19 protein-coding genes are annotated in these 25040 nt (G+C 58.5%); 14 read left to right on the top strand and 5 right to left on the bottom strand.

Annotation, left to right across the window (positions count from 1 at the left end; genetic code table 11):
• Nucleotides 1–3 precede the first annotated feature (3 nt).
• Nucleotides 4–363 carry a hypothetical protein gene (locus tag K0F75_RS08890; protein WP_219061504.1) on the bottom strand — a complete coding sequence of 120 codons (360 nt, stop codon included), beginning with the start codon at nt 361–363 and terminating at the stop codon, nt 4–6.
• A gap of 173 nt (nt 364–536) precedes the next feature.
• On the opposite strand from K0F75_RS08890, the gene K0F75_RS08885 reads away from it, so the two are divergent.
• Together K0F75_RS08885 and K0F75_RS08880 are read left to right on the top strand one after the other, a co-directional pair.
• Entirely contained in the window at nt 537–755 is a 219-nt protein-coding gene (locus tag K0F75_RS08885; RefSeq protein WP_257604287.1) for an alkylphosphonate utilization protein, read from the top strand.
• A gap of 499 nt (nt 756–1254) precedes the next feature.
• Entirely contained in the window at nt 1255–6117 is a 4863-nt protein-coding gene (locus K0F75_RS08880) for an NAD-glutamate dehydrogenase (RefSeq protein ID WP_219061503.1), read from the top strand.
• Nucleotides 6118–6252: 135 nt separating this feature from the next.
• On the opposite strand, the gene acnB is transcribed toward K0F75_RS08880, so the two are convergent.
• Nucleotides 6253–8853 carry a bifunctional aconitate hydratase 2/2-methylisocitrate dehydratase gene (gene acnB / locus K0F75_RS08875; protein WP_219061502.1) on the bottom strand — a complete coding sequence of 867 codons (2601 nt, stop codon included), beginning with the start codon at nt 8851–8853 and terminating at the stop codon, nt 6253–6255.
• 405 nt (nt 8854–9258) lie between these two features.
• Between acnB and K0F75_RS08870 the strand changes: the two genes are divergently transcribed.
• Nucleotides 9259–9732 carry a DUF1289 domain-containing protein gene (locus K0F75_RS08870; RefSeq protein ID WP_219061501.1) on the top strand — a complete coding sequence of 158 codons (474 nt, stop codon included), beginning with the start codon at nt 9259–9261 and terminating at the stop codon, nt 9730–9732.
• A 47-nt stretch (nt 9733–9779) separates the two neighbouring features.
• Here K0F75_RS08870 and K0F75_RS08865 read toward each other — a convergent pair whose 3' ends face one another.
• The gene (locus K0F75_RS08865; protein ID WP_219061500.1) at nt 9780–10643 is read right to left on the bottom strand and encodes a universal stress protein; all 864 of its coding nucleotides are present in this window, start codon (nt 10641–10643) and stop codon (nt 9780–9782) included.
• Nucleotides 10644–10825: 182 nt separating this feature from the next.
• Between K0F75_RS08865 and K0F75_RS08860 the strand changes: the two genes are divergently transcribed.
• Complete coding sequence (locus K0F75_RS08860) at nt 10826–11500, top strand: tRNA isopentenyl-2-thiomethyl-A-37 hydroxylase MiaE (protein ID WP_219061499.1); 675 nt, start codon at nt 10826–10828, stop codon at nt 11498–11500.
• Here the strand turns inward: K0F75_RS08860 and K0F75_RS08855 are convergent.
• A complete protein-coding gene (locus K0F75_RS08855) occupies nt 11497–12051 on the bottom strand; it encodes a flavin reductase family protein (protein WP_219061498.1) in 555 nt (184 codons plus the stop codon). The genes K0F75_RS08860 and K0F75_RS08855 overlap by 4 nt on opposite strands.
• A gap of 226 nt (nt 12052–12277) precedes the next feature.
• Here K0F75_RS08855 and K0F75_RS08850 point away from each other — a divergent pair, with 226 nt between their 5' ends.
• The 4 genes from K0F75_RS08850 to argE all read left to right on the top strand — a co-directional run bounded on the left by K0F75_RS08850 (nt 12278) and on the right by argE (nt 16116).
• A complete protein-coding gene (locus K0F75_RS08850) occupies nt 12278–13786 on the top strand; it encodes a 4-hydroxyphenylacetate 3-hydroxylase family protein (RefSeq protein WP_219061497.1) in 1509 nt (502 codons plus the stop codon).
• A gap of 64 nt (nt 13787–13850) precedes the next feature.
• Nucleotides 13851–14282: a RidA family protein gene (locus tag K0F75_RS08845; RefSeq protein WP_219061496.1), complete on the top strand. Its 432-nt coding sequence runs from the start codon at nt 13851–13853 to the stop codon at nt 14280–14282.
• Nucleotides 14279–14956, top strand: coding sequence for a DUF1028 domain-containing protein (locus tag K0F75_RS08840; RefSeq protein ID WP_219061495.1), 678 nt, complete (start codon nt 14279–14281; stop codon nt 14954–14956). The genes K0F75_RS08845 and K0F75_RS08840 overlap by 4 nt, the downstream gene beginning before the upstream one ends.
• Nucleotides 14953–16116 (top strand): acetylornithine deacetylase, encoded by a 1164-nt coding sequence (gene argE / locus K0F75_RS08835; protein ID WP_219061494.1) that lies wholly within the window; start codon nt 14953–14955, stop codon nt 16114–16116. The genes K0F75_RS08840 and argE overlap by 4 nt, the downstream gene beginning before the upstream one ends.
• Before the next feature lie 27 nt (nt 16117–16143).
• Here argE and K0F75_RS08830 read toward each other — a convergent pair whose 3' ends face one another.
• On the bottom strand, nt 16144–17061 hold the full coding sequence (locus K0F75_RS08830) for a LysR substrate-binding domain-containing protein (RefSeq protein WP_219061493.1): 918 nt from the start codon (nt 17059–17061) through the stop codon (nt 16144–16146).
• A 263-nt stretch (nt 17062–17324) separates the two neighbouring features.
• Between K0F75_RS08830 and K0F75_RS08825 the strand changes: the two genes are divergently transcribed.
• The 6 genes from K0F75_RS08825 to K0F75_RS08800 all read left to right on the top strand — a co-directional run bounded on the left by K0F75_RS08825 (nt 17325) and on the right by K0F75_RS08800 (nt 24911).
• Nucleotides 17325–18815 carry an aldehyde dehydrogenase gene (locus K0F75_RS08825; protein WP_219061492.1) on the top strand — a complete coding sequence of 497 codons (1491 nt, stop codon included), beginning with the start codon at nt 17325–17327 and terminating at the stop codon, nt 18813–18815.
• A gap of 22 nt (nt 18816–18837) precedes the next feature.
• Complete coding sequence (locus K0F75_RS08820; RefSeq protein WP_219061491.1) at nt 18838–20208, top strand: aspartate aminotransferase family protein; 1371 nt, start codon at nt 18838–18840, stop codon at nt 20206–20208.
• Nucleotides 20209–20283: 75 nt separating this feature from the next.
• Nucleotides 20284–21948 (top strand): GMC family oxidoreductase, encoded by a 1665-nt coding sequence (locus K0F75_RS08815; protein ID WP_219061490.1) that lies wholly within the window; start codon nt 20284–20286, stop codon nt 21946–21948.
• A 336-nt stretch (nt 21949–22284) separates the two neighbouring features.
• A complete protein-coding gene (locus K0F75_RS08810) occupies nt 22285–23271 on the top strand; it encodes an ABC transporter substrate-binding protein (protein WP_219061489.1) in 987 nt (328 codons plus the stop codon).
• Nucleotides 23272–23280: 9 nt separating this feature from the next.
• Nucleotides 23281–24084, top strand: a complete 804-nt coding sequence (locus K0F75_RS08805) for an ABC transporter permease (protein WP_219061488.1) — start codon at nt 23281–23283, stop codon at nt 24082–24084.
• On the top strand, nt 24072–24911 hold the full coding sequence (locus tag K0F75_RS08800) for an ABC transporter ATP-binding protein (RefSeq protein ID WP_219061487.1): 840 nt from the start codon (nt 24072–24074) through the stop codon (nt 24909–24911). Before K0F75_RS08805 ends, K0F75_RS08800 begins: the two co-directional genes overlap by 13 nt.
• The last annotated feature ends 129 nt before the right edge of the window (nt 24912–25040 follow it).

Here is a 25040-nt window from a genome sequence, read left to right as displayed (position 1 = left end):
GGTTCAGGCAATTTCGCTGACGTAGGTGCCGATGTCTTCCAGAATGATCTCCAGGGTTTCCTGGACATCACGCAACTCGTCCGCCGGTGTCGAGTGACGAATTTCATAGGTGACATGACCCTCGAGCTGCTCAGCGTCGGCGGGGTCGATTTCAACCAGCAGGCGTTCGGCGCTGAGGGTGACTTTCAAATTTTCCAGGGTGATTGTCTTGTCGTCACCGACCGTGATCTCCACCTGATTCTCGTCAGGGAAGCGGGTGAGCGAGAACAGATCGCCTGTTTCCCCGTGGCAGCAGAACAAGGCCATGTCGTCGTATTCGTCATCGCATGGGTTGACGATGAGGGCGGTCGTGTTGATTTGCATGATGGTTTCCTGATCTATCGAGACGGGCGGAATGCGATTTTGCCAGTCTCGGCGATTGTTTGTCGGTTAATTACACGCTATGTCCCAGCGGCCCGCTAGGTTTTTATTGGTCGGGGCAGGGGCTATAATGCGGGCCATTACACCTTCGTAATGCTTAAGAATGTTTACTCGATATGACCCTGATTGTTAGAGACAGCAATGGCACCCAACTGGCCGACGGCGACTCAGTGACGCTGATCAAGGACCTTAAAGTCAAAGGCACTTCGGTTACCCTGAAGCGCGGCACCATGGTCAAGGGCATTCGCCTGACCGATAACGAAGACGAAGTTGAATGCAAGGTCGAGAAAGTCAAAGGCCTGGTATTGCGTACCGAGTTCTTGAAAAAAGCCTGATCCCTGATCATCGGCTGCTTGTCCAGGGGTGCGCAATCGCACCCCGTGACGTTTTACCCACAATCCCCCGCTTCATCCTGCTGGCTGTGATCCTCTTCTCAGTATCGGCAATGCCTTCCCTTGATCATTCAAGAACACCTCATTCGGTGTCGACCTCTGTTTAGAGGGGATTTCGCGCGCCTGTTACGTGCCGATGACCGAATATGTCGCAGCACCGCAAGCAGGGCCGGGCCCGCTATCGTTAAGCTTCGCAGCAGGATGGACACCTCTAAAGACACAGCCCGCCTGGGCAGTCGTTTTTGTAGATGCCCATTTTCTTCGCCGGGTTCACTCCCGGGAAAATGAATGTGACTACCCGATCGTGACGAGCGTTTGTTCTTTAGCTTCACTACCCTGTCATGCTGTGCTGCTTTTGTTTGAAACCCAGCACGCGTGATGGCGATCCCCTGAACGGGATGCGACGCTTCCATCAATAAAAAGCCCAAGCGGAGTACCACAGATGGCGTTCTTCACCGCAGCCAGCAAGTCCGACTTCCAGCATCAACTGCAAGCGGCACTGGCGCAGCACATCAGTGAACAGGCACTGCCACAAGTGGCGCTGTTCGCTGAGCAATTCTTCGGCATTATTTCCCTTGATGAACTGACCCAGCGCCGGCTATCCGACCTGGCCGGTTGCACCTTGTCTGCCTGGCGACTGCTTGAACGTTTTGAACATATTCATCCGCAAGTGCGGGTCTACAACCCTGATTACGAGCGCCATGGCTGGCAATCGACCCACACCGCGGTCGAGGTTCTGCATCACGATCTGCCGTTTTTGGTGGACTCGGTTCGTACCGAGCTGAACCGTCGCGGTTACAGCATTCACACCCTGCAAACCACCGTGCTGAGCGTGCGTCGCGGCAGCAATGGCGAATTGCTGGAGTTGTTGCCCAAGGGTTCTCACGGCGAGGACATCCTGGAAGAATCTCTGATGTACCTGGAGATTGATCGCTGCGCCAATGCTGCCGAAATGAATGTGCTGGTTCGTGAACTCGAGCAAGTGCTGGATGAAGTACGGATCGCGGTCGCTGACTTCGAGCCGATGAAGGTCAAGATCAACGAACTGCTGGCCGGTATCGACACCCTTGAGTTTGCCGTTGAAGAAGGCGAGAAGTCCGAGGTCAAGGTCTTCCTGCAATGGCTGGTGGACAACCACTTCACCTTCCTTGGCTACGAAGAATTCGAAGTCCGTAATGACAATGGCGGCGGCTACCTGGTGTATGACGAGTCGTCCTTCCTCGGTCTGACCAAGCTGCTGCGCGCAGGGCTGACCAAAGAAGACCTGCACATCGAAGACTACGCAGTGAATTACCTGCAAGAGCCGATGTTGCTGTCGTTCGCCAAGGCTGCACACCCAAGCCGCGTGCATCGCCCGGCGTACCCCGATTACGTGTCGATCCGCAAGATCGATGCTACCGGCAAAGTGATCAAGGAATGCCGCTTCATGGGTCTGTACACCTCGTCGGTGTACGGCGAGAGCGTGCGTCAGATCCCTTACATTCGCCGCAAGGTTGCCGAAGTCGAGCGTCGTTCCGGTTTCGACGCCAAGGCGCATCTGGGCAAGGAATTGGCGCAGGTGGTGGAAGTACTGCCGCGTGATGACCTGTTCCAGACCCCGGTGGACGAGCTGTTCAGCACCGTGATGTCCATCGTCCAGATCCAGGAGCGCAACAAGATTCGCGTGTTCCTGCGCAAAGACCCGTATGGCCGCTTCTGCTACTGCCTGGCCTATGTGCCACGCGACGTTTACTCCACCGAAGTCCGGCAGAAAATCCAGCAAGTACTGATGGATCGCCTGAAGGCCAGCGATTGCGAATTCTGGACCTTCTTCTCCGAGTCAGTCCTGGCGCGCGTGCAGTTGATCCTGCGAGTGGACCCGAAAAGCCGTCTCGACATCGACGCACAGCAGCTGGAAAACGAAGTGGTACAGGCCTGCCGTTCGTGGCAGGACGATTACTCCAGCCTCGTTATCGAAAGCTTTGGCGAAGCCCACGGCACCAATGTGCTGTCCGACTTCCCTAAAGGTTTCCCGGCCGGTTACCGCGAGCGCTTCGCTGCGCATTCGGCCGTGGTCGACATGCAGCATTTGCTCAGCCTGACCGAAGCCAATCCGCTGGTGATGAGCTTCTACCAGCCGCTGGCGCAAGCCGGTAAGCAGCAACTGCATTGCAAGCTGTATCACGCCGATACCCCGCTGGCCTTGTCCGACGTCCTGCCGATTCTGGAAAACCTTGGCCTGCGCGTGCTGGGCGAGTTCCCTTATCGCCTGCGTCGAAAAAATGGTCGCGAGTTCTGGATTCACGACTTTGCCTTTACGGCGGGTGAAGGCCTGAACCTCGACATTCAGCAGCTCAATGACACGCTGCAAGATGCGTTCGTGCACATCGTGAGCGGCGATGCGGAAAATGATGCGTTCAACCGTCTGGTATTGACGGCGGGTCTGCCATGGCGCGATGTCGCGTTGCTGCGTGCTTATGCCCGCTACATGAAACAGATTCGTCTGGGCTTTGATCTGGGTTATATCGCCAGCACCCTGAACAATCACACCGATATCGCTCGCGAGCTGACACGGTTGTTCAAAACGCGCTTCTATCTGGCGCGCAAACTGACTGCCGACGACCTTGAAGACAAGCAGCAGCGTCTGGAACAAGCGATTCTGGCGGCACTGGACAACGTTCAGGTGCTCAACGAAGACCGCATCCTGCGTCGCTACCTGGACCTGATCAAAGCTACCTTGCGGACCAACTTCTACCAGCCAGACGCCCAAGGTCATAACAAGAGCTACTTCAGCTTCAAGTTCAACCCGCGCCTGATTCCCGAGCTGCCCAAGCCGGTGCCGAAATTCGAGATTTTCGTCTATTCGCCACGCGTTGAAGGCGTTCACCTGCGTTTCGGTAATGTTGCTCGCGGCGGCCTGCGCTGGTCGGACCGTGAGGAAGATTTCCGTACCGAAGTGCTGGGTCTGGTAAAAGCCCAACAAGTGAAGAACTCGGTCATCGTGCCAGTGGGCGCCAAAGGTGGCTTCATTCCGCGTCGCCTGCCGTTGATTGGCGGCAGCCGTGACGAGACTCAGGCTGAAGCGATCACCTGCTACAAAATCTTCATTTCCGGTTTGCTGGACATCACCGACAACCTCAAGGACGGTGGCCTGGTGCCGCCGACCAATGTAGTGCGTCATGACGAGGATGATCCCTACCTCGTCGTTGCTGCCGACAAAGGCACCGCAACGTTCTCCGATATCGCCAACGGCATTGCCATCGATTACGGCTTCTGGCTCGGTGATGCTTTCGCCTCGGGTGGTTCGGCCGGTTACGATCACAAAAAAATGGGCATCACCGCTAAAGGCGCGTGGGTCGGTGTGCAGCGTCACTTCCGTGAACGCAACATCAACGTCCAGCAAGACAGCATCAGTGTGATCGGTATCGGTGACATGGCCGGTGACGTGTTCGGCAACGGCCTGTTGATGTCCGACAAGCTGCTGCTGGTTGCTGCGTTCAACCACCTGCACATCTTCATCGATCCTAACCCTGAGCCGGCTAACAGCTTCGTCGAGCGTCAGCGCTTGTTCGATCTGCCGCGTTCGGCCTGGAGCGACTACGACGCCAGCATCATGTCCGAAGGCGGCGGGATCTTCTCGCGCAGTGCGAAAAGCATCGCCATCAGTCCACAGATGAAAGAACGCTTCGACATCACGGCCGACAAGCTGACCCCGACCGAACTGCTCAATGCCTTGCTCAAGGCGCCGGTGGATCTGCTGTGGAACGGCGGTATTGGTACGTACGTCAAATCCAGCGAAGAAAGCCACGCTGATGTTGGCGACAAGGCCAACGATGCGCTGCGTGTGAACGGCAACGAACTGCGCTGCAAAGTAGTGGGCGAGGGCGGCAACCTCGGCATGACCCAGCTGGGTCGGGTCGAGTTCGGCCTCAATGGTGGCGGCTCCAACACCGACTTCATCGACAACGCCGGTGGTGTGGATTGCTCCGACCACGAAGTGAACATCAAGATCCTGCTCAACGAAGTCGTTCAGGCCGGTGACATGACCGAGAAGCAGCGCAACCTGCTGCTCGAAAGCATGACCGACGAAGTCGGCAGCCTGGTGCTGGGCAACAACTATAAGCAGACGCAGGCCTTGTCCCTGGCCGCGCGTCGCGCTTATGAGCGGATCGCTGAATACAAGCGTCTGATGAGCGATCTGGAGGCGCGGGGCAAGCTGGACCGTGCCATCGAGTTCCTTCCGACCGAAGAGCAGCTGACCGAGCGCACTGCGGCGGGCCATGGTCTGACCCGTGCCGAACTGTCGGTGCTGATCTCTTATAGCAAAATCGACCTGAAGGAAGCACTGCTCGGATCCCGCGTTCCCGATGACGATTATCTGGTGCGCGACATGGAGACGGCATTCCCGCCGTCACTGGCCGCCAAGTTCTCCGAGGCCATGCGTCGTCACCGCCTCAAACGCGAAATCGTCAGCACCCAGATCGCCAACGACCTGGTCAACCATATGGGCATCACCTTCGTTCAGCGGCTCAAAGAGTCCACTGGCATGAGTGCGGCCAATGTGGCGGGCGCTTACGTGATCGTGCGGGACATCTTCCACCTGCCACACTGGTTCCGTCAGATCGAGGCGCTGGATTACAAGGTTCCGGCCGAAATCCAGCTGGCCCTGATGGACGAGCTGATGCGTCTGGGGCGTCGCGCCACGCGCTGGTTCCTGCGCAGCCGTCGCAACGAACTGGATGCTGGACGCGACGTCGCACACTTCGGTCCGCACATCGCGGCGTTGGGTCTCAAGCTCGACGAGCTGCTGGAAGGCCCGACCCGGGAAGTCTGGCAGACCCGTTATCAGGCGTATGTCGAAGCCGGCGTACCCGAGTTGCTGGCGCGCATGGTCGCAGGCACCAGCCACTTGTACACGCTGTTGCCAATCATCGAAGCGTCGGACGTCACCGGGCAGAATGCTGCCGACGTGGCCAAGGCTTACTTCGCCGTGGGCAGCGCGCTGGACGTGACCTGGTACTTGCAACAGATCAGCAACCTGCCGGTGGAAAACAACTGGCAGGCCCTGGCACGTGAAGCCTTCCGTGACGACATCGACTGGCAGCAACGGGCGATCACCGTGTCGGTCCTGCAGATGCCGGATGCTCCAGCGGATGTCGAAGCACGTCTGGCGTTGTGGCTTGAACAGCACCTGCCAATGGTCGAGCGCTGGCGCGCAATGCTGGTCGAGCTGCGTGCGGCCAGCGGAACTGACTACGCGATGTATGCGGTCGCCAACCGTGAGTTGCTGGATCTGGCGATGAGTGGTCAGGCTGTTGTGGTTTGATGGTTTGAGTTGAAGCGGTAACAAGAAAAGCCCTGCATCGCGAGATGCGGGGCTTTTTTGTTTTCTGACTCTGACAGTCTTGAAGGCAAAAAAAACCCCGTCACCAGGACGGGGTTTTTTCAACGCGGTGTTTCGTTACGCTTGAATTACCGGGATGTTGGCATTGGCTGCCGACTCACGGAATTCTGCGATCTGGTCGAAACTCAGGTAGCGGTAAACGTCCGCTGCCATGGTGTCGATTTCTTTCGCGTAGGCCATGTATTCCTCAACGGTCGGCAGGCGACCCAGGATCGATGCAACAGACGCCAACTCAGCCGAGGCCAGGTAAACGTTCGCGCCATCGCCCAGACGGTTGGGGAAGTTACGGGTCGACGTGGACACCACGGTAGCGTTAGGTTCAACGCGTGCCTGGTTACCCATGCACAGCGAGCAACCTGGCATTTCCATGCGTGCGCCAGCTTTGCCGTAGATGCCGTAGTAGCCTTCTTCGGTCAACTGGTGCGCGTCCATTTTGGTCGGAGGCGACAACCACAGACGGGTTGGCAGCGAACCTTCAACTTTCTGCAGCAGTTTGCCGGCAGCGCGGAAGTGACCGATGTTGGTCATGCACGAACCGATGAACACTTCGTCGATCTTCTCGCCAGCAACGCTGGAAAGCAGACGGGCGTCGTCCGGGTCGTTTGGCGCGCAGAGCACAGGCTCTTTGATGTCAGCCAGGTCGATTTCGATGGTTTCGGCGTATTCGGCGTCAGCATCGGCAACCATCAGCTCAGGGTTGGCAACCCAGGCTTCCATCGCTTGAGCACGACGTTCCAGAGTACGAGCATCACCGTAGCCTTCGCCGATCATCCAGCGCAGCAGGGTGATGTTGGACTTCAGGTACTCGGAGATGGACTCTTTCGACAGCTTGATGGTGCAACCGGCAGCGGAACGCTCGGCAGAGGCGTCGGACAGCTCGAAAGCCTGTTCGATGCTCAGGTTGTCGAGGCCTTCGATTTCCAGGATGCGACCGGAGAATGCGTTTTTCTTGCCTTTCTTCTCTACGGTCAGCAGGCCAGCCTGAATCGCGTAGTAAGGAATGGCGTGAACGAGGTCACGCAGGGTGACGCCCGGTTGCATTTTGCCTTTGAAGCGGACCAGGATCGATTCCGGCATGTCCAACGGCATAACGCCCGTGGCAGCAGCGAACGCGACCAGACCGGAACCGGCCGGGAAGGAAATCCCCATTGGGAAACGGGTGTGCGAGTCACCACCGGTACCGACGGTGTCCGGCAGCAGCATACGGTTCAGCCAGCTGTGGATGATGCCATCGCCCGGACGCAGGGAAACGCCGCCGCGGGTCATGATGAAGTCAGGCAGTGTGTGGTGAGTCTTGACGTCGATCGGCTTTGGATATGCCGCGGTGTGGCAGAAAGACTGCATGACCAGATCGGTAGAGAAACCCAGGCAAGCCAGGTCTTTCAATTCGTCGCGGGTCATCGGGCCAGTCGTGTCCTGGGAACCGACGGTGGTCATCTTCGGCTCGCAGTACGTGCCTGGACGAACACCGGCGACGCCGCATGCCTTGCCGACCATTTTCTGCGCCAGGGTGAAACCCTTGGTGCTGGCAGCCGGTTGTTCAGGCAGCTTGAACAGGGTCGAAGGTGGCAGACCCAGTTCGGTACGGGCTTTTTCGGTCAGGCCACGGCCGATGATCAGCGGGATACGGCCGCCAGCACGAACTTCGTCGAGCAGTACCGGGGTCTTCATTTCGAAGGTGGCCAGGACTTCTTCGCTGTTGTGCTTGGTGACTTTACCGGCATGCGGGTAAAGGTCGATCACGTCGCCCATGTTCATCAGGGAAACGTCGAATTCGATCGGCAGAGCGCCAGCATCTTCCATGGTGTTGTAGAAGATTGGAGCGATCTTGTTACCGAAGCAGAAGCCGCCGGAGCGCTTGTTCGGTACGAAAGGAACGTCGTCGCCGAAGAACCACAGCACCGAGTTGGTAGCTGATTTACGCGAAGAACCGGTACCGACCACGTCACCGACGTAGGCGATAGGGAAACCTTGGCCGCGCATGGTTTCGATCTGTTTCATCGGGCCAGTCACGCCTTGTTCATCAGGCACGATGCCGTCACGGGCCATTTTCAGCATGGCCAGGGCGTGCAGCGGGATGTCAGGACGGGACCAGGCATCAGGTGCAGGGGACAGGTCGTCGGTGTTGGTTTCGCCGGTGACCTTGAACACGCGCAGGCTGATTTTGTCGTCCAGAACAGGGCGCTTCTGGAACCACTCGCCGTCGGCCCAGGATTGCAGAACACCTTTAGCGTGAACGTTGCCGTTCTTGGCTTTTTCAGCCACGTCGTGGAACGCGTCGAACATCAGCAGGGTGTGCTTGAGTTCTTTGGCCGCGACTGGCGCCAGTTCAGCGTTGTCCAGCAGGTCAACCAAGGTGACGATGTTGTAGCCACCTTGCATGGTGCCCAACAGCTCAACGGCACGCTTTTTGTCGATCAGCGGAGAGGTGGCTTCACCTTTGGCCAGAGCGGACAGGAAGCCAGCTTTGACGTATGCAGCTTCGTCAACGCCTGGTGGAACGCGATTTGTAATCAGGTCGACAAGGAAAGCTTCTTCGCCAGCCGGGGGATTTTTCAGCAGCTCGATCAGGCCTGCGGTTTGTTCGGCGTTAAGCGGCTGGGGCACGATACCCTGGGCGGCACGCTCTTCGATGTGTTTACGGTAGGCTTCAAGCACAGTATTACCCTCATCAGTGGTCCCAAATGGGTGTCCGGGACGCTCATCCAGAAAATTATCCGCACCCATGCGCTTTTTAGGCTTTTTGAGCCATTTGGCCGGGGAGTCGGTAATTTCTTACAGAAGCTGTTTTCAAAGTTTTACGCCTGCAGGACGGCTGATGAGTGTCGACACAGGATTTTTCGAAGAGAAATACCTGCATCAACACCGGACTGCTGGGTTACTTGACTGTGCTCGTGACGCTTTGAAAACAGCTTCTAACGGACATTGGCGCCTTAAAAGGCTCGATGATTCTACGGCAAAAATCGGGTAAAGGTAAGTTAGACCCTGCATGTTCAGGGGTGACCCTCGTTAGACAAAGGGCTAACATGCGCGCTTGTTTTGCCTGTTGCCGTCCTCTCGACCATGTCCAATCAAACCATCAAGACCCCCTGCATCGGCCTCTGTTCCACTGTTTATGGGGATCTGGTGTGCCGTGGTTGCAAGCGATTCCACCACGAAGTGATCAACTGGAATGGTTACAACGAGGATGAAAAGCGTGCGGTCTGGCTACGCCTGGAGCAACTGCTCGTCCAGGTCATGACCGCCAAGCTTGAAGTGTTCGACGCCGCCAAGCTGCGTCAGCAGCTGGAAAAACGCAAAATCCGCTTTGTGCCGCATCAGTCGGCCTATTGCTGGGCCTACCAACTGATTGCCCGCGGTGCGCGGGTTATCAGTCAACTCGACGCGTATGGCGTGGTGCTGATGCCAGAGTTTCGTAGCTGGGCTCTGCCAGAATTGCGCGATGCGATTGATCGCGAGTTTTTTCTGCTGTCAGAAGCCCATTACGAACGGTACATCGCTCCGGGTTTTCTCAAGGATGCGTTTGGCGTCAGGTAAATCGATTCAAGCCCTTCGCGAAGGCGATGTAACAAGCGCAAACGCTATCAGCCCTTGGCCGCCAACTCTTCCAGATGAGCAATGATCTCTTCGGTTTTCAGCACGAGCACATCGGTTTCCAGTGAATCGAGCACCACTTCGGCGGTGTTGCCGATCAGTGCGCCGGAAATACCCGTGCGCGCCACAGTGCCGATCACGGTGACGACGGCGTTGAGTTTGCGCGCGGTATAGGGGATCAGCACGTCGGCCGGGCCTTCGGCGATGTGCAGGTGGGCGTCATCGACATCGAACTCGGCCTGAAACGCCCGGCATTGATCCCGGTAGCGGGCTTCGATGCTTTCCTTGAGCTGAAACACCGGGTCGGCTGCTGACAGCATGGGTGAAGGGTGCGCGGTGATGACATGCAGTTGCGCCTTGGCCAGCGCGGCAATCTGGAAGCCGTGATCAACGATGCTGAAATGCAGGGCGCGGTGCTCGCCGTCAGAGTTACCGACATCAACCGCCGCCAGAACCACTCCGCCAGTCCACGGCGTCGAGGTTTTGACCATCAGCACCGGGCTTGGGCACAGCCGCAGCAATTTCCAGTCATCGGGAGTCAGCAGGGCTTTTTTTAGCGGGTTATCGGGGAAGTGCTGCTTGATGACCAGGCCACACCCTTTGTCCAACTGAGCATCAATGATGGTTTGATGCAGCGTCTCGTTCCACTGCTGCTCAGCGGTAACGCTGAAGCCTTCGCTGACCAACCCGGTCGTGAGAACGCTGAGCAGGGCCGAATGGTCATGTTTTTTGTCGTAGACCAGCAAATGCAGATGCGCTCCAGTGACCGCGGATATCAGTTTGGCGCGTTTAAGGGCCAGGCTTTCGGCATGTTGAGGCTCGATTATCACGAGGATGCTGCGAACGGCTTGCATGAGTTGGATCTCCCTGGATGCGACTGGCTATTTTCACAGCGGCTGTTTGAGTACAACTATAGTTGCAGTCTGCCGACCGGGTTGTTGATCCAGATCAGGTCAAATCTGCTGCAAGGCGCTGGTTCATTCGCTCCGCCCTCGTATAATGCTGCGTTTTGCCCACCCAGCCGTGCTGTGAGCCTATGCAACTGAACCCTGAAATCGACGCTTCACATCCTGTAACCAAGGTTTCGAGGACGCCCGTGCTGCCTGAAATCCATGAGTTTCTAGGGTGCAGGACCCCCGCGGGCTGGATTGAGGCGGCGTTGGTCAATCAGGAAAAGATGCTGCTTGATCACAAGAACTGTGAGTTCAAGGCCGCCAGCACGGCCATGAGCATGATCGCCAAATACGGTTCGTATCCTGACCTGGTCATGATGATGTCGCGCTTGGCCCGTGAGGAGTTGGTGCACCATGAACAGGTCTTGCGGCTGATGAAAAAGCGCAAAATCGAATGGCGCGCCTTGTCAGCCAGTCGTTATGCCTCTGGGCTGAGAGCGGCGGTGCGGACCCATGAGCCCGTTAAACTGGTCGATACGCTGGTGGTGGGTGCGTTTATCGAAGCGCGAAGCTGTGAGCGTTTCGAAGCCTTGGTGCCGTATCTGGATGAAGAGCTGGGCTGCTTCTATGACGGGTTACTGAAAAGTGAAGCCCGGCATTTCCAGGGTTACCTCAAGCTGGCCTATCAATACGGTGAAGCCGCTGACGTCGAGCGGACCGTCGAAAAAGTCAGGGTGCTCGAAGCCAGTCTCATCGACAGTCCCGATGTCGAGTTCCGCTTCCACAGTGGTATTCCGAGCCAGTTGTCCCGCGATTAAAGGCCTTCAAGCGCCTGCAGCCCGCAGAACTTTCTGTGTGAATAGGCCAGCGGCGCCCCTTCACGGCTTTTGACGGCCACGACTTTGCCGATGAACACGGTGTGGGTCCCTAGATCCATCTGCTGTTCGATATGGCAATCAAAGCTGGCCAGCGCGTTGTCCAGCAGGGGCGCGCCCGTCGTGTGTTGGGTCCAGTCAGCGCAGGCAAAGCGGTCGCCGTTTTCCAGTTTGATCTGCCCGGCAAACACCTGGGCCACCGGCTGCTGTTCGGTTTCGATCACGTTGACGCAGAAACAGCCGTTCTGATCAATGGCTTTCGACGCCAGGTTGTTGCGGTTCACGCACACCAGCAACAACGGTGGTTCAGCCGAGACCGAGGTCATCGCGCTAACGGTTACGCCAAATCGACCACCGGCACCGTCGGTGGTGATCACCGTTACTCCCGTGGCACATTTGCCCATGGCAGCAATGAATTCGGCCGGGGTGGCCGCAAGGGTCGCGGCGGTCAGCACGCTGACATCATCGGGTTGAAACCGCACGGAAGTATTCATTGCGCACATCCTCTTTGTCGCTGGGAGATGGCTTGATTCTGCGAGTGGACGCTCAATACCGAAATTACTTAATTTGTTTGGCTTGACCCTAAAAAGCTGAAGGCCAGCTTTTAGCTAGGCAACAACCACAAATAACCTAATTTATTTGTGCCCGACCTCATGAACAGAATGCCCCCAGACACAGCGCCCGGCGCAAACAACCGTTGGCACATCATGGGGATTCACAATGATCAGAACAGGTGAGCAGTATCGCGACTCCATCCGCGACGGCCGTGAGGTTTACATCAATGGCGAGCGGGTGCTGGACGTTCCTTCACACCCTGCCTTCAAACCGCTGGTGGACATTCGGGCCCGCATCTATGACATGCAGCATGATGCCGCCACCAAAAGCAAAATGACCTATCAGGACGCCAGCGGTGAATCCCATGCCATTGGCTTGAAGCTGCCGCGTACCCAGCAGGACTGGTGGGATAAACGCAATTCCACCGATGCGGTGCTCAACGATATCGGTGGTGTGGTTACCCGTGTGGGTGACGAAACGGTCGGTGAAATGTGGTCGCTGTTCGACGGCCAGGATGTGCTCAACGAGGTCAATCCGCAGTTTTCGGCCAATATTCGTAATCACATCGACAAGGTGCTCTACAGCGACACCTTCCACGTATCGGCCAACACCGACCCCAAAGGCGACCGATCCAAGCGTCCGCAGGATCAGGACCCGGACATGCTCTTGCATGTAGTCAAGGAAACCGATGCCGGGATTATCGTTCGCGGCGCGAAGTACGAGACCGCTGCCGCTTATTCGAACCAGGCGTTCACTAAACCGACCATCGCCAACTGGGGTAACTCCGAGCTGTCGAACTATGCCGTCGGCTTTATTTGCGACCTGGGTTCGCCGGGGCTGAAATTTATCTGTCGCAGCGGTTTTGCCGGGCGTGGCAGCGATGATGACTATCCATTGGCCAACCGTTTCGATGAAGTCGATGCGCTGGTGATTTTCGACAACGTCCTGATCCCTTGGGAAAACGTGCTGTTCTACCAGCACACCAAAGCCGCGACCTTCATTCGTTCAACCTTGCACCGCTACAGCGCATTCGCCTTTGTGCAGCGCAACTTGAAAGTGGCAGACATGCTGATCGGGGCGGCGCTGTTCAATGCCCGTCAGACCGGCCTGGAAAATCAGCAGGCGGTACAGGAAAAGCTCGCACAACTGGCCTGTTATCGCGAAGGGATCAATGCGCACCTGACCGCGTCCATCGCGTTGGCGGAGAAGAGCCCCGGCGGTTTGCTGATGCCCAACCAGTCGCTGCTGTACACCGGGCGCGTGCTGGCAACCTCGCAGTTGCACAACATGACCCACATCGCCCGCGAATTGTGCGGCGGGCAGATCTGCGTGACCCCGGACGCCGCCAGTTTCAAACACCCGGAAGCGGGCAAGTGGCTGAACAAGTATTACTCGGTCAATGAAGACTGGGTCGCCGAAGACCGCCGCAAGCTGCTGGCTTTCGCCCGCGACCTGATGAATTCGGATTACGCCGGGCATCGACTGACCTTCCAGCTGTTTGCCCAATCGCCGCCGTTCGCGCATTTGGCGGCGGTCTATCGCAACTTCGACTGGGACGGCCCTCTGGATTTCGTGCGCAAGTCTGCCGGCCTTTCCGAACGTGTCATGGGCAACAAAGCCAAACCGGTAGCCGCTGCGCCGGTAATGCCGCCCAAGCTGGCGGTGAAAGCCTGATCCACCTATTAGAACTGGCCGCTTTTAGCGGCCAGGCCCTGACGATTTTTTGCAGGTTCCCAGCATGAGCACACCCACTCACACGCGTATCCGGATGTTCAATACCAAACAGACGTACCCGAACCAGACCCTGGACAACGATTTGTGTCAGGCCGTTGTGGCGGGTAACACGGTGTATGTGCGGGGCCAGGTCGGTACCGATTTCGAAGGTCAGTTGGTCGGCCTTGGCGATCCTGCTGCCCAGGCTGAACAGGCGATGAAAAACCTCAAACAATTGCTCGAAGAAGCTGGCAGCGACCTGAGCCATATCGTCAAGACCACCACCTACATCACCGATCCGCGCTTTCGCGAGCCGGTGTATCGGGTTGTCGGCAAGTGGCTCAAGGGCGTGTTTCCGATTTCTACCGGGCTGGTGGTCGCCGGTCTCGGCCAAGCCGAATGGTTGATGGAAATCGACGTCATCGCAGTCATCCCGGACGCAGGAAACACACAATGACCTTCTCCATTGTTGGCCGTTGTGCCGAAACCGGGCAGTTCGGTATCGCCATCAGCTCGTCAAGTATCGCCGTGGGCGCACGTTGCCCGTGGCTACGGGCCGGGGCAGGGGCCGTGGCGACCCAGAACATCACGCTACCCGCGCTCGGTCCGGAAATTCTTGACCTGCTGGAGGCCGGGGAGAGCGCGAGTGTTGCGCTGGATAAAGCTTTGACCCGGCATGGTTTCAGCCAATACCGGCAGGTGGCAGTGATTGACCAGCACGGCGCAACGGCGCTGTTCACCGGCAATCAGGCGCTGGGTCTGCACAATGCGCTGGCGGGCGAGCAGTGCGTGGCTGCCGGAAATCTATTGGCCGATACAGCGGTCATCTCGGCGATGGTCGCCGCTTTCGAGGCAACAAACGGTGAAGCGCTGGCCGATCGTCTGCTGGCGGCCATGCACGCTGCCATGGCGGCTGGCGGTGAAGCCGGCCCGGTGCATTCGGCGGCATTGTCGGTGGTCAGCGATTTGCTCTGGCCGATTGTGGACCTGCGGGTGGACTGGGCGGAACACGACCCGATAGGCCAACTGGATCAACTCTGGCAAGCCTATCGTCCACAGATGGATGACTACGTTATCCGTGCGTTGGACCCGACTCGCGCCCCTCGGTATGGCGTCCCCGGTGATGAATGAACCTGTTTAAAAGTCATGCGCTGCTGGAACGGCTGATCGCCTTCAATACCGTCAGTCGTGAGTCGAACCTGGCCTTGATCGAATTCATCCGCGACTACCTCGCGGGTTTTGGCGTGGTCAGCGAAGTGTTCTTCAACGAGGACAAGACCAAGGCCAATCTCTTCGCCAGCATCGGACCCGGCGAGCGCCCGGGGGTTGTCTTGTCCGGCCATACCGACGTGGTGCCGGTGGACGGCCAGCCGTGGACTGTCGACCCGTTCGCCTTGAGTGAGCGTGACGGGCGCTTGTACGGCCGGGGCACGGCGGACATGAAAGGCTATATAGCCTGCGTGTTGGCCGCCGTGCCGGACTTTGTCGCACGACCACTACGGGTGCCGCTGCACCTGGCGTTTTCTTACGACGAAGAAGTCGGCTGCCTCGGCGTGCGTTCCTTATTAGCCGAATTGGCGCAGCGCGAGCCCAAACCCCTGGCGTGCATTATCGGCGAGCCGACAGCGTTGCGACCGGTGCTCGGCCATAAAGGCAAGCTGGCCATGCGTTGCTGCGTCCAGGGTGCGGCCTGTCACTCTGCGTATGCACCGCAAGGGGTAAATGCCATCGAATATGCGGCCCGCCTGATCGGCAAGTTGGGGCACATCGGTGAGGCGTTGGCGCGGGTCGAGGCCCATGACTCGCGTTTCGATCCGCCGTGGTCAACCGTGCAGACCGGCATCATTCATGGCGGCACGGCGCTTAATATCGTCCCGGCGCAGTGTGAGTTCGATTTCGAGGTGCGGGCCTTGCCCAGCTTCGATCCGCAGCAGGTGGTGACGGAACTGCAAGCGTTTGCCGAAGCAGAACTGTTGCCAAGGATGCAGGCCGTGCGTCCAGAGACCGCCATCCGTTTTCAGTCGCTGAGTGGCTACCCTGGGTTGGCGACCGATCCACAAGGGTTTGCCGCTCAACTGATTGCCCGGCTTAGCGGTTCCAGCGATTTCGGCACGGTGGCCTTTGGCACGGAAGGTGGGTTGTTCGACGAAGCCGGCATTCCCACCGTGGTCTGCGGGCCGGGCAGCATGGAGCAGGGCCACAAGCCGGACGAGTTCGTCACTGTCGAGCAGATGCAGGGCTGTGAGCGAATGCTTGATCGGTTGGTGCAGTGGTTGCGTGTGCCGGATTGACGATTGGGTCTTTGTACTGTGATGGGTTCAAGGCTGTTGGGATTTTGCCGTCAGCTGTTCACAGCAGTAATCGGCAAACAGCTGTGCCGGTTTGGTCAGTTGCCCACGCTTGAGCCAGGCGGCCACCAGCCCTGAGCCGGTGACATCTTCCACGATGTCCACGCACACCACCTTCTTCCCGTCGTAGGTGCATTCCGAGTGCGGGCGGGTGACCAGGATCGAGAAGCCGAAGCCCTGGCCAACCATGCCTCGAACCATCTCAATTGATGGCGAGCTGAACGCGATGCGGGGTGTCAGGTCCAGTTCTTCGAACAGGCTGACGAAGTACGTCCGGCTTGGCTGTACATCCAGCAAAATCATCGGTTCCAGACACAGGTCACGCAGCGAAACCTGGGCTTGCTGGGCGAAACGATGGTCGGCGGGTAACAGCGCGTAGGGGCGTTGCGCAGGCATCAGCGGCTGGGTTTCGATGGTGCTGTCCAGGTCGTGCTCATACAGAATCGCCAGGTCGAAACTGCCAGAGGTCAGGCCCTGCACCAGTTCCTGTTGTTCGCCGTCGCGGATGCGGATCTCCACCCCCGGATACAGCGCATTGAACCCGGCAATCAGCTGCGGCAGGTACAACGGCGCGACGGTTTCGAAGCAGCCAATATCAATCTGTCCGGCAACCACATCATTGTCGGCCAGTGCGTTCTGTTCGAATTCCTTGGCCATGCGCAGCAATTCCTGCGCCTTACGGTAGAAGCGTGCACCACTGGGGGTCAGTGAAACGCCTTGGGCGTGATGACGGATCAGCAGCAGCACGCCGAAGCTTTCCTCCAGCCCTTTGATCGCCGTGGAAATCGACGGCTGTGCGATGTACAGCTTGCGCGAGGCCTCGGCGACACTGCCGCATTCGACCGTGGTGATGAAGTACTTCAGTTGACGCAGATTGTAAGCAGCCACAGCGAACCTCGTTCAATAGGGTGTGTGGGTGATTTCGAAGCACGTAATGACCCCGCTTCAAGTACAAGCAATTTGCACACCGTCGCACCTTGGTACCTACGCACTTTAGCGACTAAAGCCCACGACCAGGCCTGTCGGCTGCCCAGTTTTTTCATGGCCTGCGAACACATATTTAATATTTTTCCTCGTTGCCGGGTTCAGCCACCATCGAACCCACGAGCCCGCGCGCCGATTCGAGTGCGCCCGGTAAAAGGAGTCTGAAGGTGTTCGAACTTGAATATTGGCAACGCCAGGCCGCAATGCTGCGTTTTCGTGACCGCGCATTGATCGGCGGCCGTCAGGTGGTCGCGCAGTCGGGGCAGACCTTCGCTGCGATCAACCCCGCCACTGGAGCGTGCCTGGCGCAGGTGGCCGCGTGCGGCAGGGAAGAGGTCGATGCCGCAGTGCTCAGTGCTCGTCAGGCGTTCGAGTCGGGCAGTTGGTCGGCGCGTTCACCGACTGAACGCAAACAGGTGCTGTTGCGCCTGGCCGACTTGATCATGGCCAACCGTGAAGAACTGGCGCTTCTGGACTCGCTGAACATGGGCAAGCCGGTGATGGACGCCTACAACGTCGATGTGCCGGGTGCTGCCGGGGTATTTCGCTGGTACGCAGAAAGCCTCGACAAGCTCTACGACCAGGTCGCGCCGAGTGCGCAGAATGTGCTCGCGACCATCACCCGTGAAGCGCTTGGGGTGGTTGCGGCCGTGGTCCCGTGGAACTTCCCGCTGGACATGGCCGCCTGGAAACTTGCCCCGGCGCTGGCCGCAGGCAATTCGGTGGTGCTCAAACCTGCCGAGCAATCGCCGTTCTCCGCGTTGCGCCTGGCCGAGTTGGCGCTGGAAGCCGGTGTGCCCGAAGGGGTGCTGAATGTGGTGCCTGGCCTGGGTGAGCAAGCAGGCAAGGCCTTGGGGTTGCACCCGGATGTCGATTGCCTGGTGTTTACCGGCTCCACCGAAGTCGGCAAATTGTTCATGCAGTATTCCGCACAATCCAACCTCAAACAGGTGTGGCTGGAATGCGGCGGCAAGAGCGCGAACCTGGTCTTTGCCGATTGCCAGGACCTCGACCTTGCTGCGCAAAAAGCCGCCTTCGGTATCTTCTTCAATCAGGGCCAAGTCTGTTCGGCCAATTCGCGGTTACTGGTCGAGCGTTCAATCCATGATCAGTTCGTCGAGCGCCTGCAGGCTCATGCCGAGTATTGGCAGCCGGGCGATCCGCTGAACCCGGCAAGCACACTCGGCGCCATCGTCGACAGCCGCCAGACCGCACGCATTATGAATTTCATCCACGGCGCCCAGGAGCAGGGCGCACGCTGGGTTTGCGGCGGACGGAAACAGACGTTCAATGGCTCCGACAACTTCATTACGCCCTGCATCTTCACCGACGTGCGAGCGGACATGCGCCTGTTTCGCGAGGAAGTCTTCGGTCCAGTGCTGGCGGTCAGCGCTTTCGATGACGAGGCCCACGCCCTGAAACTGGCCAATGACAGCGTGTATGGCCTGGCCGCTTCACTGTGGACCGACGACCTCAACCGCGCCCATCGCGTGGCGCGGCAATTGCGTGCCGGTACGGTTTCAGTGAACACCGTCGACGCGCTGGACGTGACGGTGCCGTTTGGCGGCGGCAAACAGTCCGGTTTCGGCCGCGACCTGTCCCTGCATTCATTCGACAAATACACCCAGTTGAAGACCACCTGGTTTCAACTGCGCTGATTATAAAAAGGGAGATCTGGCGATGACGATCCAACGTGAAACCCGCGACTACCAGGCAGCCGATGCCGCCCACCACATCCATGCGTTTGTCGATCAAAAGGCCTTGAACGCTGAAGGGCCGCGCGTGATGGTCAGGGGGGACCGCCTGAATTTGTGGGACAACGATGGTCAGCGTTACCTGGACGGCATGTCCGGGCTGTGGTGCACCAATCTGGGTTACGGGCGCAAGGACCTGGCTGCCGCAGCCACCCGGCAGTTGGAGCAATTGCCGTACTACAACCTGTTTTTCCACACCACGCACCCGTCGGTGATTGAGCTGTCGGAACTGCTGTTCAGCCTGTTGCCCGACCACTACAGCCATGCGATCTATACCAACTCCGGCTCCGAGGCCAACGAAGTACTGATCCGCACGGTGCGGCGTTACTGGACGATCCTCGGTAAGCCCGAGAAGAAAATCATGATCGGTCGCTGGAACGGTTACCACGGTTCGACCCTGGCCAGTTCTGCGCTCGGTGGCATGAAGTTCATGCATGAGATGGGGGGGATGATCCCCGACGTCGCGCACATTGACGAACCCTACTGGTATGCCCACGAAGGCGATTTGAGCCCGGCCGAGTTCGGTCTGCGCGCCGCCCGGCAGTTGGAAGAGAAGATTCTCGAGTTGGGCGCGGACAAGGTGGCGGCCTTTGTCGCCGAACCGTTCCAGGGCGCAGGCGGGATGATCTTTCCACCTGAAAGCTACTGGCCGGAGATTCAACGCATCTGCCGCAAATACGATGTGCTGCTGTGTGCCGATGAAGTGATCGGCGGTTTCGGTCGCACCGGCGAATGGTTCGCCCATGAATATTTCGGTTTTGAACCGGACACCCTGTCAATCGCCAAAGGCCTGACGTCCGGCTACATCCCCATGGGCGGCCTGGTGCTGTCCCGGCGCATGGCCGAAGTGTTGGTGGAGCAGGGCGGTGTGTTCGCTCACGGCCTGACCTACTCCGGGCACCCGGTGGCAGCGGCGGTCGCCATTGCCAACCTCAAGGCGTTGCGGGACGAGGGCGTAGTCAGTCGGGTGAAAACCGATATCGGCCCGTACCTGCAGCAGTGTCTGCGCGAAGTGTTCAGCGCGCATCCGTTGGTGGGCGATATCCAGGGGGTGGGGATGCTGGCGGCTTTGCAGTTTGCCGAGGACAAAGCCACGCGCAAACGCTTTGCCAATGAAAACGACATTGCCTGGCGCTGCCGGACCCTGGGCTTTGAGGAAGGCGTGATTATTCGCTCAACGCTGGGGCGGATGATCATGGCCCCGGCCTTGGTGGCTACTCACGCTGAAATCGATGAACTGATCGAGAAAACCCGGCGTGCGGTAGACCGCACCGCCGAGGAGTTGGGTCGGCTCTGAGGACGGCCCTGCGGACCGTATCGCGGGCTTGCCCTCCATGCGGTCGCAACATGATACGGATCTGAGAGAGCGCTTATGACCATCGCTGAACAGCAGTACGATTTCATTATTGTCGGCGCGGGGTCCTCGGGCTGTGTGCTGGCAAACCGCTTGAGTGCCAACCCGGCCTGGCGGGTATGTCTGATCGAGGCCGGTGGGCATGACAATAGCCCGCGTATCCAGACGCCAGCCGGGACCATCACGCTCTATAAAAGCCCGACCTACAGCTGGAACTTCCACTCCACGCCGCAAGCACAACTCAACGACCGGTCGTTGCATTGCCCGCGAGGCAAGGTGCTCGGCGGCTCGACGTCGATGAACAGCATGATCTACATCCGTGGCGCATCAGCTGATTACGACCGTTGGGCGCAACTGGGTTGTCACGGCTGGAGTTGGGCGCAGGTGCTGCCGCTGTTCAAAAAATCCGAGCGCAACCTGCTGGACCAGGACTTGAACTACCACGGCACCCAGGGCGAGCTGTGCGTTGATTCGGCGCGTGATCCCAATCCGCTGTCGCGACTGTTTGTCAAAGCCGCCGGGCGCATAGGCTTACGGCGCAACGATGACTTTAATGGTGCGACCCTCGAAGGCGCTGGCCTCTATAACTTGACGCAAAAAGAGGCGAAGCGCCTGAGCAGTTATCGCGCTTTTGTCGGCCCGATATTGCAGCGGTCTAACCTGACGGTGCTGAGTGATTGTCAGGTGCGCTCGCTGGTCATCGAGAACGGCGCGGCGCAAGGCGTGCTGGTTGAAATGAACGGCCAGTCGTTGCGGCTTGGCGCCAGCCGGGAAGTGTTGCTGTGTGCGGGCACAATCGGCTCGGCGCAGATTCTTCTGGAATCCGGTGTCGGGCCCAAAGCCCAGCTGGAAGCGGCCGGCATCGCCGTTAAGGTCGACCTGCCCGGGGTTGGCAAGAACCTTCAGGATCACCTCGACGGGTTGGTCACGGTGCGCTCGCCGAGCCCGCTGACGCTGGGCTTTTCCCTAGGGTCGCTGCCCACGGTGTTGCTGTCGCCGTTCAAGTACCTTTGGCGAAAAACCGGCTGGCTCACCACCAACTATGTTGAGGCGGGCGGGTTTGCGCGAACGCCGTTAGCGGACGCGCTGCCGGATGTGCAGTTTCATTTTGTGCCGGGTTATCGCAGCCATCGCGGTCGGTTGTTCGAATGGGGGCACGGTTACGCGATCCACACGTGCGTGCTGCGGCCCAAAAGCATCGGCAGTCTGCGTCTGGGCAAGAATCGCCAGCTTGAGCTGGATTACAACTTTCTCGACGACATGGACGACGCCCGGGTACTGATCGAGGGCCTGAAACTGGCTCGCAGGATTCTCGCGGACGCAAGCTTTGACGGCCTGCGCGGCAAGGAAATACTGCCGGGTGATCAGGTGCAGACGGACGAGCAATGGCTGGCGTACGTCCGGCAACACGCAGCCACGGTGTTCCATCCGGTAGGCACCTGCAAAATGGGGGTGGACGCGATGAGCGTGGTCACTCCCCAGTTGAAGGTCAATGGTCTCAGCAAGCTACGCGTCGCCGATGCCTCGATCATGCCGACACTGGTCAGCGGCAATACCAATGCACCGTGCATCATGATCGGCGAGAAGGCTGCGGAGATGATCGTGCAGGAGCATGGGGAGGAGGCCCGCTTGCGTTCTGGAGGCAGCGTCTCAGGAAGGCCGCGTCACGCCATTCGCGAATAAACTCGCTCTCGCGGAGGCGCTTTGTCGAGCCTCAACGGAAGCGGGTTCACTCGCAAAAGTAGTGTTCTGCATACCCCTCTATCAAAACCGCACCCACCCCGGGCATTGGCGGTTACGGCGCCCTTTTGCAGTGCGGGCTGATGAGGTTTTTCATCGTTCGCAAAGACATATTTAGTATTTTTCCTATCCCTTGGCTTAGGCCAACATCGACCACGCCAGTCAGCCAACGACTGGCACTTCAAGGTCCATCAGAGACCGTACGTCGCACCCGTTCAAGGCCATTGGCCGTACTGCCCCGCAAGACAAAACTAAATCAATAACTGTGGGAGTGCCTTCATGATCAAGCCCTTGCTAACACGCATTGCTCGTCCCCTTGCCCTGACCGCCATCGCTGTCGGTGTCGCCACCAGCGCCCAGGCCGGAACGCTGTCTATCGGTCATACCACCTGGGTCGGCTACGGCACCTTGTACCTGGCCCAGGAACTGGGTTACTTCAAGGAAAACGGCCTGACCGTCGAATTGCCGGTCATTGAAGAAGCCTCGATGTACATGGCCGCCCAAGCCTCGGGCAAGCTTTCCGGGTCGGCCTCGACCCTCGATGAAGTGCTCAAGTATCGTCCGCAGTTCTGCTTCAGAGCAGTTGCCGCGCTCGATGAAAGCCATGGCGGCGATGGCGTGTTAGTGGGCAAGGAGGTCAACAGTCTGCAGGAGCTCAAGGGCAAAGCCGTGGCGGTGAACGAAGGTTCGGTGTCGCAGTTCTGGCTGTCTTATCTGTTGAAAAAGAACGGCATGAAAATGAGCGACATCACCGTGCAGAACATGACCGCTGACGATGCCGCCACCGCATTCATTGCCGGTCGTGTGCCCGCTGCCGTGACGTGGGAACCGCATCTCTCATTGGTGCGCTCCAAGCAACAAGGCAAGGTGTTGATCGACAGCAGCTCGACCCCCGGTGTAATCGTTGACGTGGTAGCCCTCAACTGTTCCGTCATCGAAAAACAACCGAGTGACGTCAAGGCATTGGTTGCGGGCTTGTACAAAGCGGTGCAGTACACCAAGGACCACCCGACAGAGGCATACACCATCATGGCCAAGGGCGTCGGCGGTTACCTGGCCGATCCTGCAGAGCTGGCTGCCGCCGCCAAAGGTGTGCGTTTCTACGATCAGGCCATGAGCGAGAAATTGTTGGGTTCGCCGGGCAAGCCGGGTGAGGGCTCTACCGTGATCAAGCTGGCAAATGAAACCGCCAGCGAGCTGCAGGGCAAGCCTTTCAACGTCAGCTATGACGACCTGGTCGACAGCCGGTTTGTTACCCCGCGATAGGAGCTCAGCATGTCCAAGCGCAATTCATGGCTGAACCGTTGTATTACGCCCAAGACCGGGCTGCCGGTGCAATTGATCTGGAGTGCAGGCGGGTTGGCCTGGCTGTTATTGATCGGCCTGTGGGCCGGATTGTCATACGGCGGCGTGGTGCCGGGCATGTTTCTGCCGACACCGGGGGCGGTTTTTGACGCCGCAGTGCGGTTAAGCCGTGACGGCACGCTTGGGCTGCATGTCTGGGCCAGCTTGGAGGTGGTGATGGTGGGGTTCATCGTCTCGTCCCTGGTGGCGGTGCCCCTGGGTTTGCTGATGGGCAGCTTTCGTATTGTTCAGGCGTTCCTTGAACCGATGGTCAACTTCATCCGCTACTTACCGGTGACGTCCTTTGTACCGCTGTTCATTCTCTGGATCGGGATCGGTCTGGAGCAGCGGGTCTCGGTGATTATTTTTGGGGTGTTCTTTCAGCAACTGGTGATGATCGCCGACGTGTCCAAAGGCATTTCCAAGGACTTGATCAACGCCTCCTACACCCTGGGTTCGAGCCGCCGGGACGCGGTGGTGCATGTGATCGCCCCGGCGTCGTTGCCGGGCGTGCTCGATACGCTGCGAGTGACCATGGGCTGGGCCTGGACCTACCTGGTGGTTGCCGAGTTGGTGGCCGCCTCCAGCGGTTTGGGTTACTTGAGCCTGAAAGCCATGCGTGGCTTCCAGGTGGATGTGATTTTCCTGGCGATTGCGATCATTGGCCTGTTGGGGCTGATCACCGATCAACTGTTCCGATTCCTACGACTGAAGGTGGCCGCATGGGCTCTGTAACTGCAGCGAAACCACGTGTTGTCACGCCACCGGCCATGCCTTCATCGCACGCTGCGCCACGCTTGCAAGTGGACAATGTCAGCCTGCGCTATCAAAGCCCCAGTGGCGGCACCTTCACCGCGCTGGAGCAGGTCTCCTTCGAGGTTCCCGACCAGCAGTTCGCGGTGTTGGTCGGGCCGTCCGGCTGCGGCAAGTCGAGCTTGCTCTACCTCACGGCAGGGCTGGCGGAGCCCACGGAAGGCGAGATTTATGTCGGCGGTGAGCGTGTGGAAGGGCCGGGCGCCGACCGCGGCATGGTCTTTCAGGGCTATACATTGTTTCCATGGTTAACCGTACGGCAGAACATCGAGTTCGGCCTTAAACGGCGGAAAATGCCCGCCGCCCAGCGCAAGGAAATCGTCGACTATTACCTCAACGAAGTCGGGTTGACGCAGTTTGCCGACAACTTCTCCAAACAACTCTCCGGCGGCATGATGCAACGAGTCGCCATTGCTCGTGCCTTGGCCAACGATCCGCAGATTTTGCTGATGGATGAACCCTTCGGTGCACTCGACAGCCAGACCCGCCTGCAGATGCAGCAATTGCTGTTGCGGGTTTGGGGGCATAGCAAAAAGACCGTACTGTTCGTCACCCACGACATTGACGAAGCCATCCTATTGGGTGATCGCGTCTATGTCATGGGCGCGCGCCCCGGGCGTATCAAGCAGATTCTTGATGTGCCGATCGAACGTCCTCGTACTCTGGACATGGTCATGGAGCGTTCATTCATCGACATGAAGCGCGAAATTTTCGGTCTGCTTCATGATGAACTGGAAGAAGCGCACTGACGCCTCGGTCCCTCCACGTTCGTTGACCCTCTGCTATCAATCGATCCCCTCTCTTGAGTCGTCGTGAGAGTGGGATCGTTTGTCATTCAGTTAGTAAGCTTGCTAATTAATGCGTTGACATTCGCTGCC

Source organism: Pseudomonas sp. UMAB-08 (assembly GCF_900095225.1).
GTDB lineage: Bacteria > Pseudomonadota > Gammaproteobacteria > Pseudomonadales > Pseudomonadaceae > Aquipseudomonas.
This window is presented reverse-complemented; position numbering and strand designations above follow the sequence as displayed.

Bases quoted from the DNA above. Each gene is read 5' to 3' on its own strand.
- K0F75_RS08890 (WP_219061504.1), bottom strand. From the start codon at position 363: ATGCAAATCAACACGACCGCCCTCATCGTCAACCCATGCGATGACGAA.
- K0F75_RS08885 (WP_257604287.1), top strand. From the start codon at position 537: ATGACCCTGATTGTTAGAGACAGCAATGGCACCCAACTGGCCGACGGC.
- K0F75_RS08880 (WP_219061503.1), top strand. From the start codon at position 1,255: ATGGCGTTCTTCACCGCAGCCAGCAAGTCCGACTTCCAGCATCAACTG.
- K0F75_RS08870 (WP_219061501.1), top strand. From the start codon at position 9,259: ATGTCCAATCAAACCATCAAGACCCCCTGCATCGGCCTCTGTTCCACT.
- K0F75_RS08865 (WP_219061500.1), bottom strand. From the start codon at position 10,643: ATGCAAGCCGTTCGCAGCATCCTCGTGATAATCGAGCCTCAACATGCC.
- K0F75_RS08860 (WP_219061499.1), top strand. From the start codon at position 10,826: ATGCAACTGAACCCTGAAATCGACGCTTCACATCCTGTAACCAAGGTT.
- K0F75_RS08855 (WP_219061498.1), bottom strand. From the start codon at position 12,051: ATGAATACTTCCGTGCGGTTTCAACCCGATGATGTCAGCGTGCTGACC.
- K0F75_RS08850 (WP_219061497.1), top strand. From the start codon at position 12,278: ATGATCAGAACAGGTGAGCAGTATCGCGACTCCATCCGCGACGGCCGT.
- K0F75_RS08845 (WP_219061496.1), top strand. From the start codon at position 13,851: ATGAGCACACCCACTCACACGCGTATCCGGATGTTCAATACCAAACAG.
- K0F75_RS08840 (WP_219061495.1), top strand. From the start codon at position 14,279: ATGACCTTCTCCATTGTTGGCCGTTGTGCCGAAACCGGGCAGTTCGGT.
- argE (WP_219061494.1), top strand. From the start codon at position 14,953: ATGAACCTGTTTAAAAGTCATGCGCTGCTGGAACGGCTGATCGCCTTC.
- K0F75_RS08820 (WP_219061491.1), top strand. From the start codon at position 18,838: ATGACGATCCAACGTGAAACCCGCGACTACCAGGCAGCCGATGCCGCC.
- K0F75_RS08815 (WP_219061490.1), top strand. From the start codon at position 20,284: ATGACCATCGCTGAACAGCAGTACGATTTCATTATTGTCGGCGCGGGG.
- K0F75_RS08810 (WP_219061489.1), top strand. From the start codon at position 22,285: ATGATCAAGCCCTTGCTAACACGCATTGCTCGTCCCCTTGCCCTGACC.
- K0F75_RS08805 (WP_219061488.1), top strand. From the start codon at position 23,281: ATGTCCAAGCGCAATTCATGGCTGAACCGTTGTATTACGCCCAAGACC.
- K0F75_RS08800 (WP_219061487.1), top strand. From the start codon at position 24,072: ATGGGCTCTGTAACTGCAGCGAAACCACGTGTTGTCACGCCACCGGCC.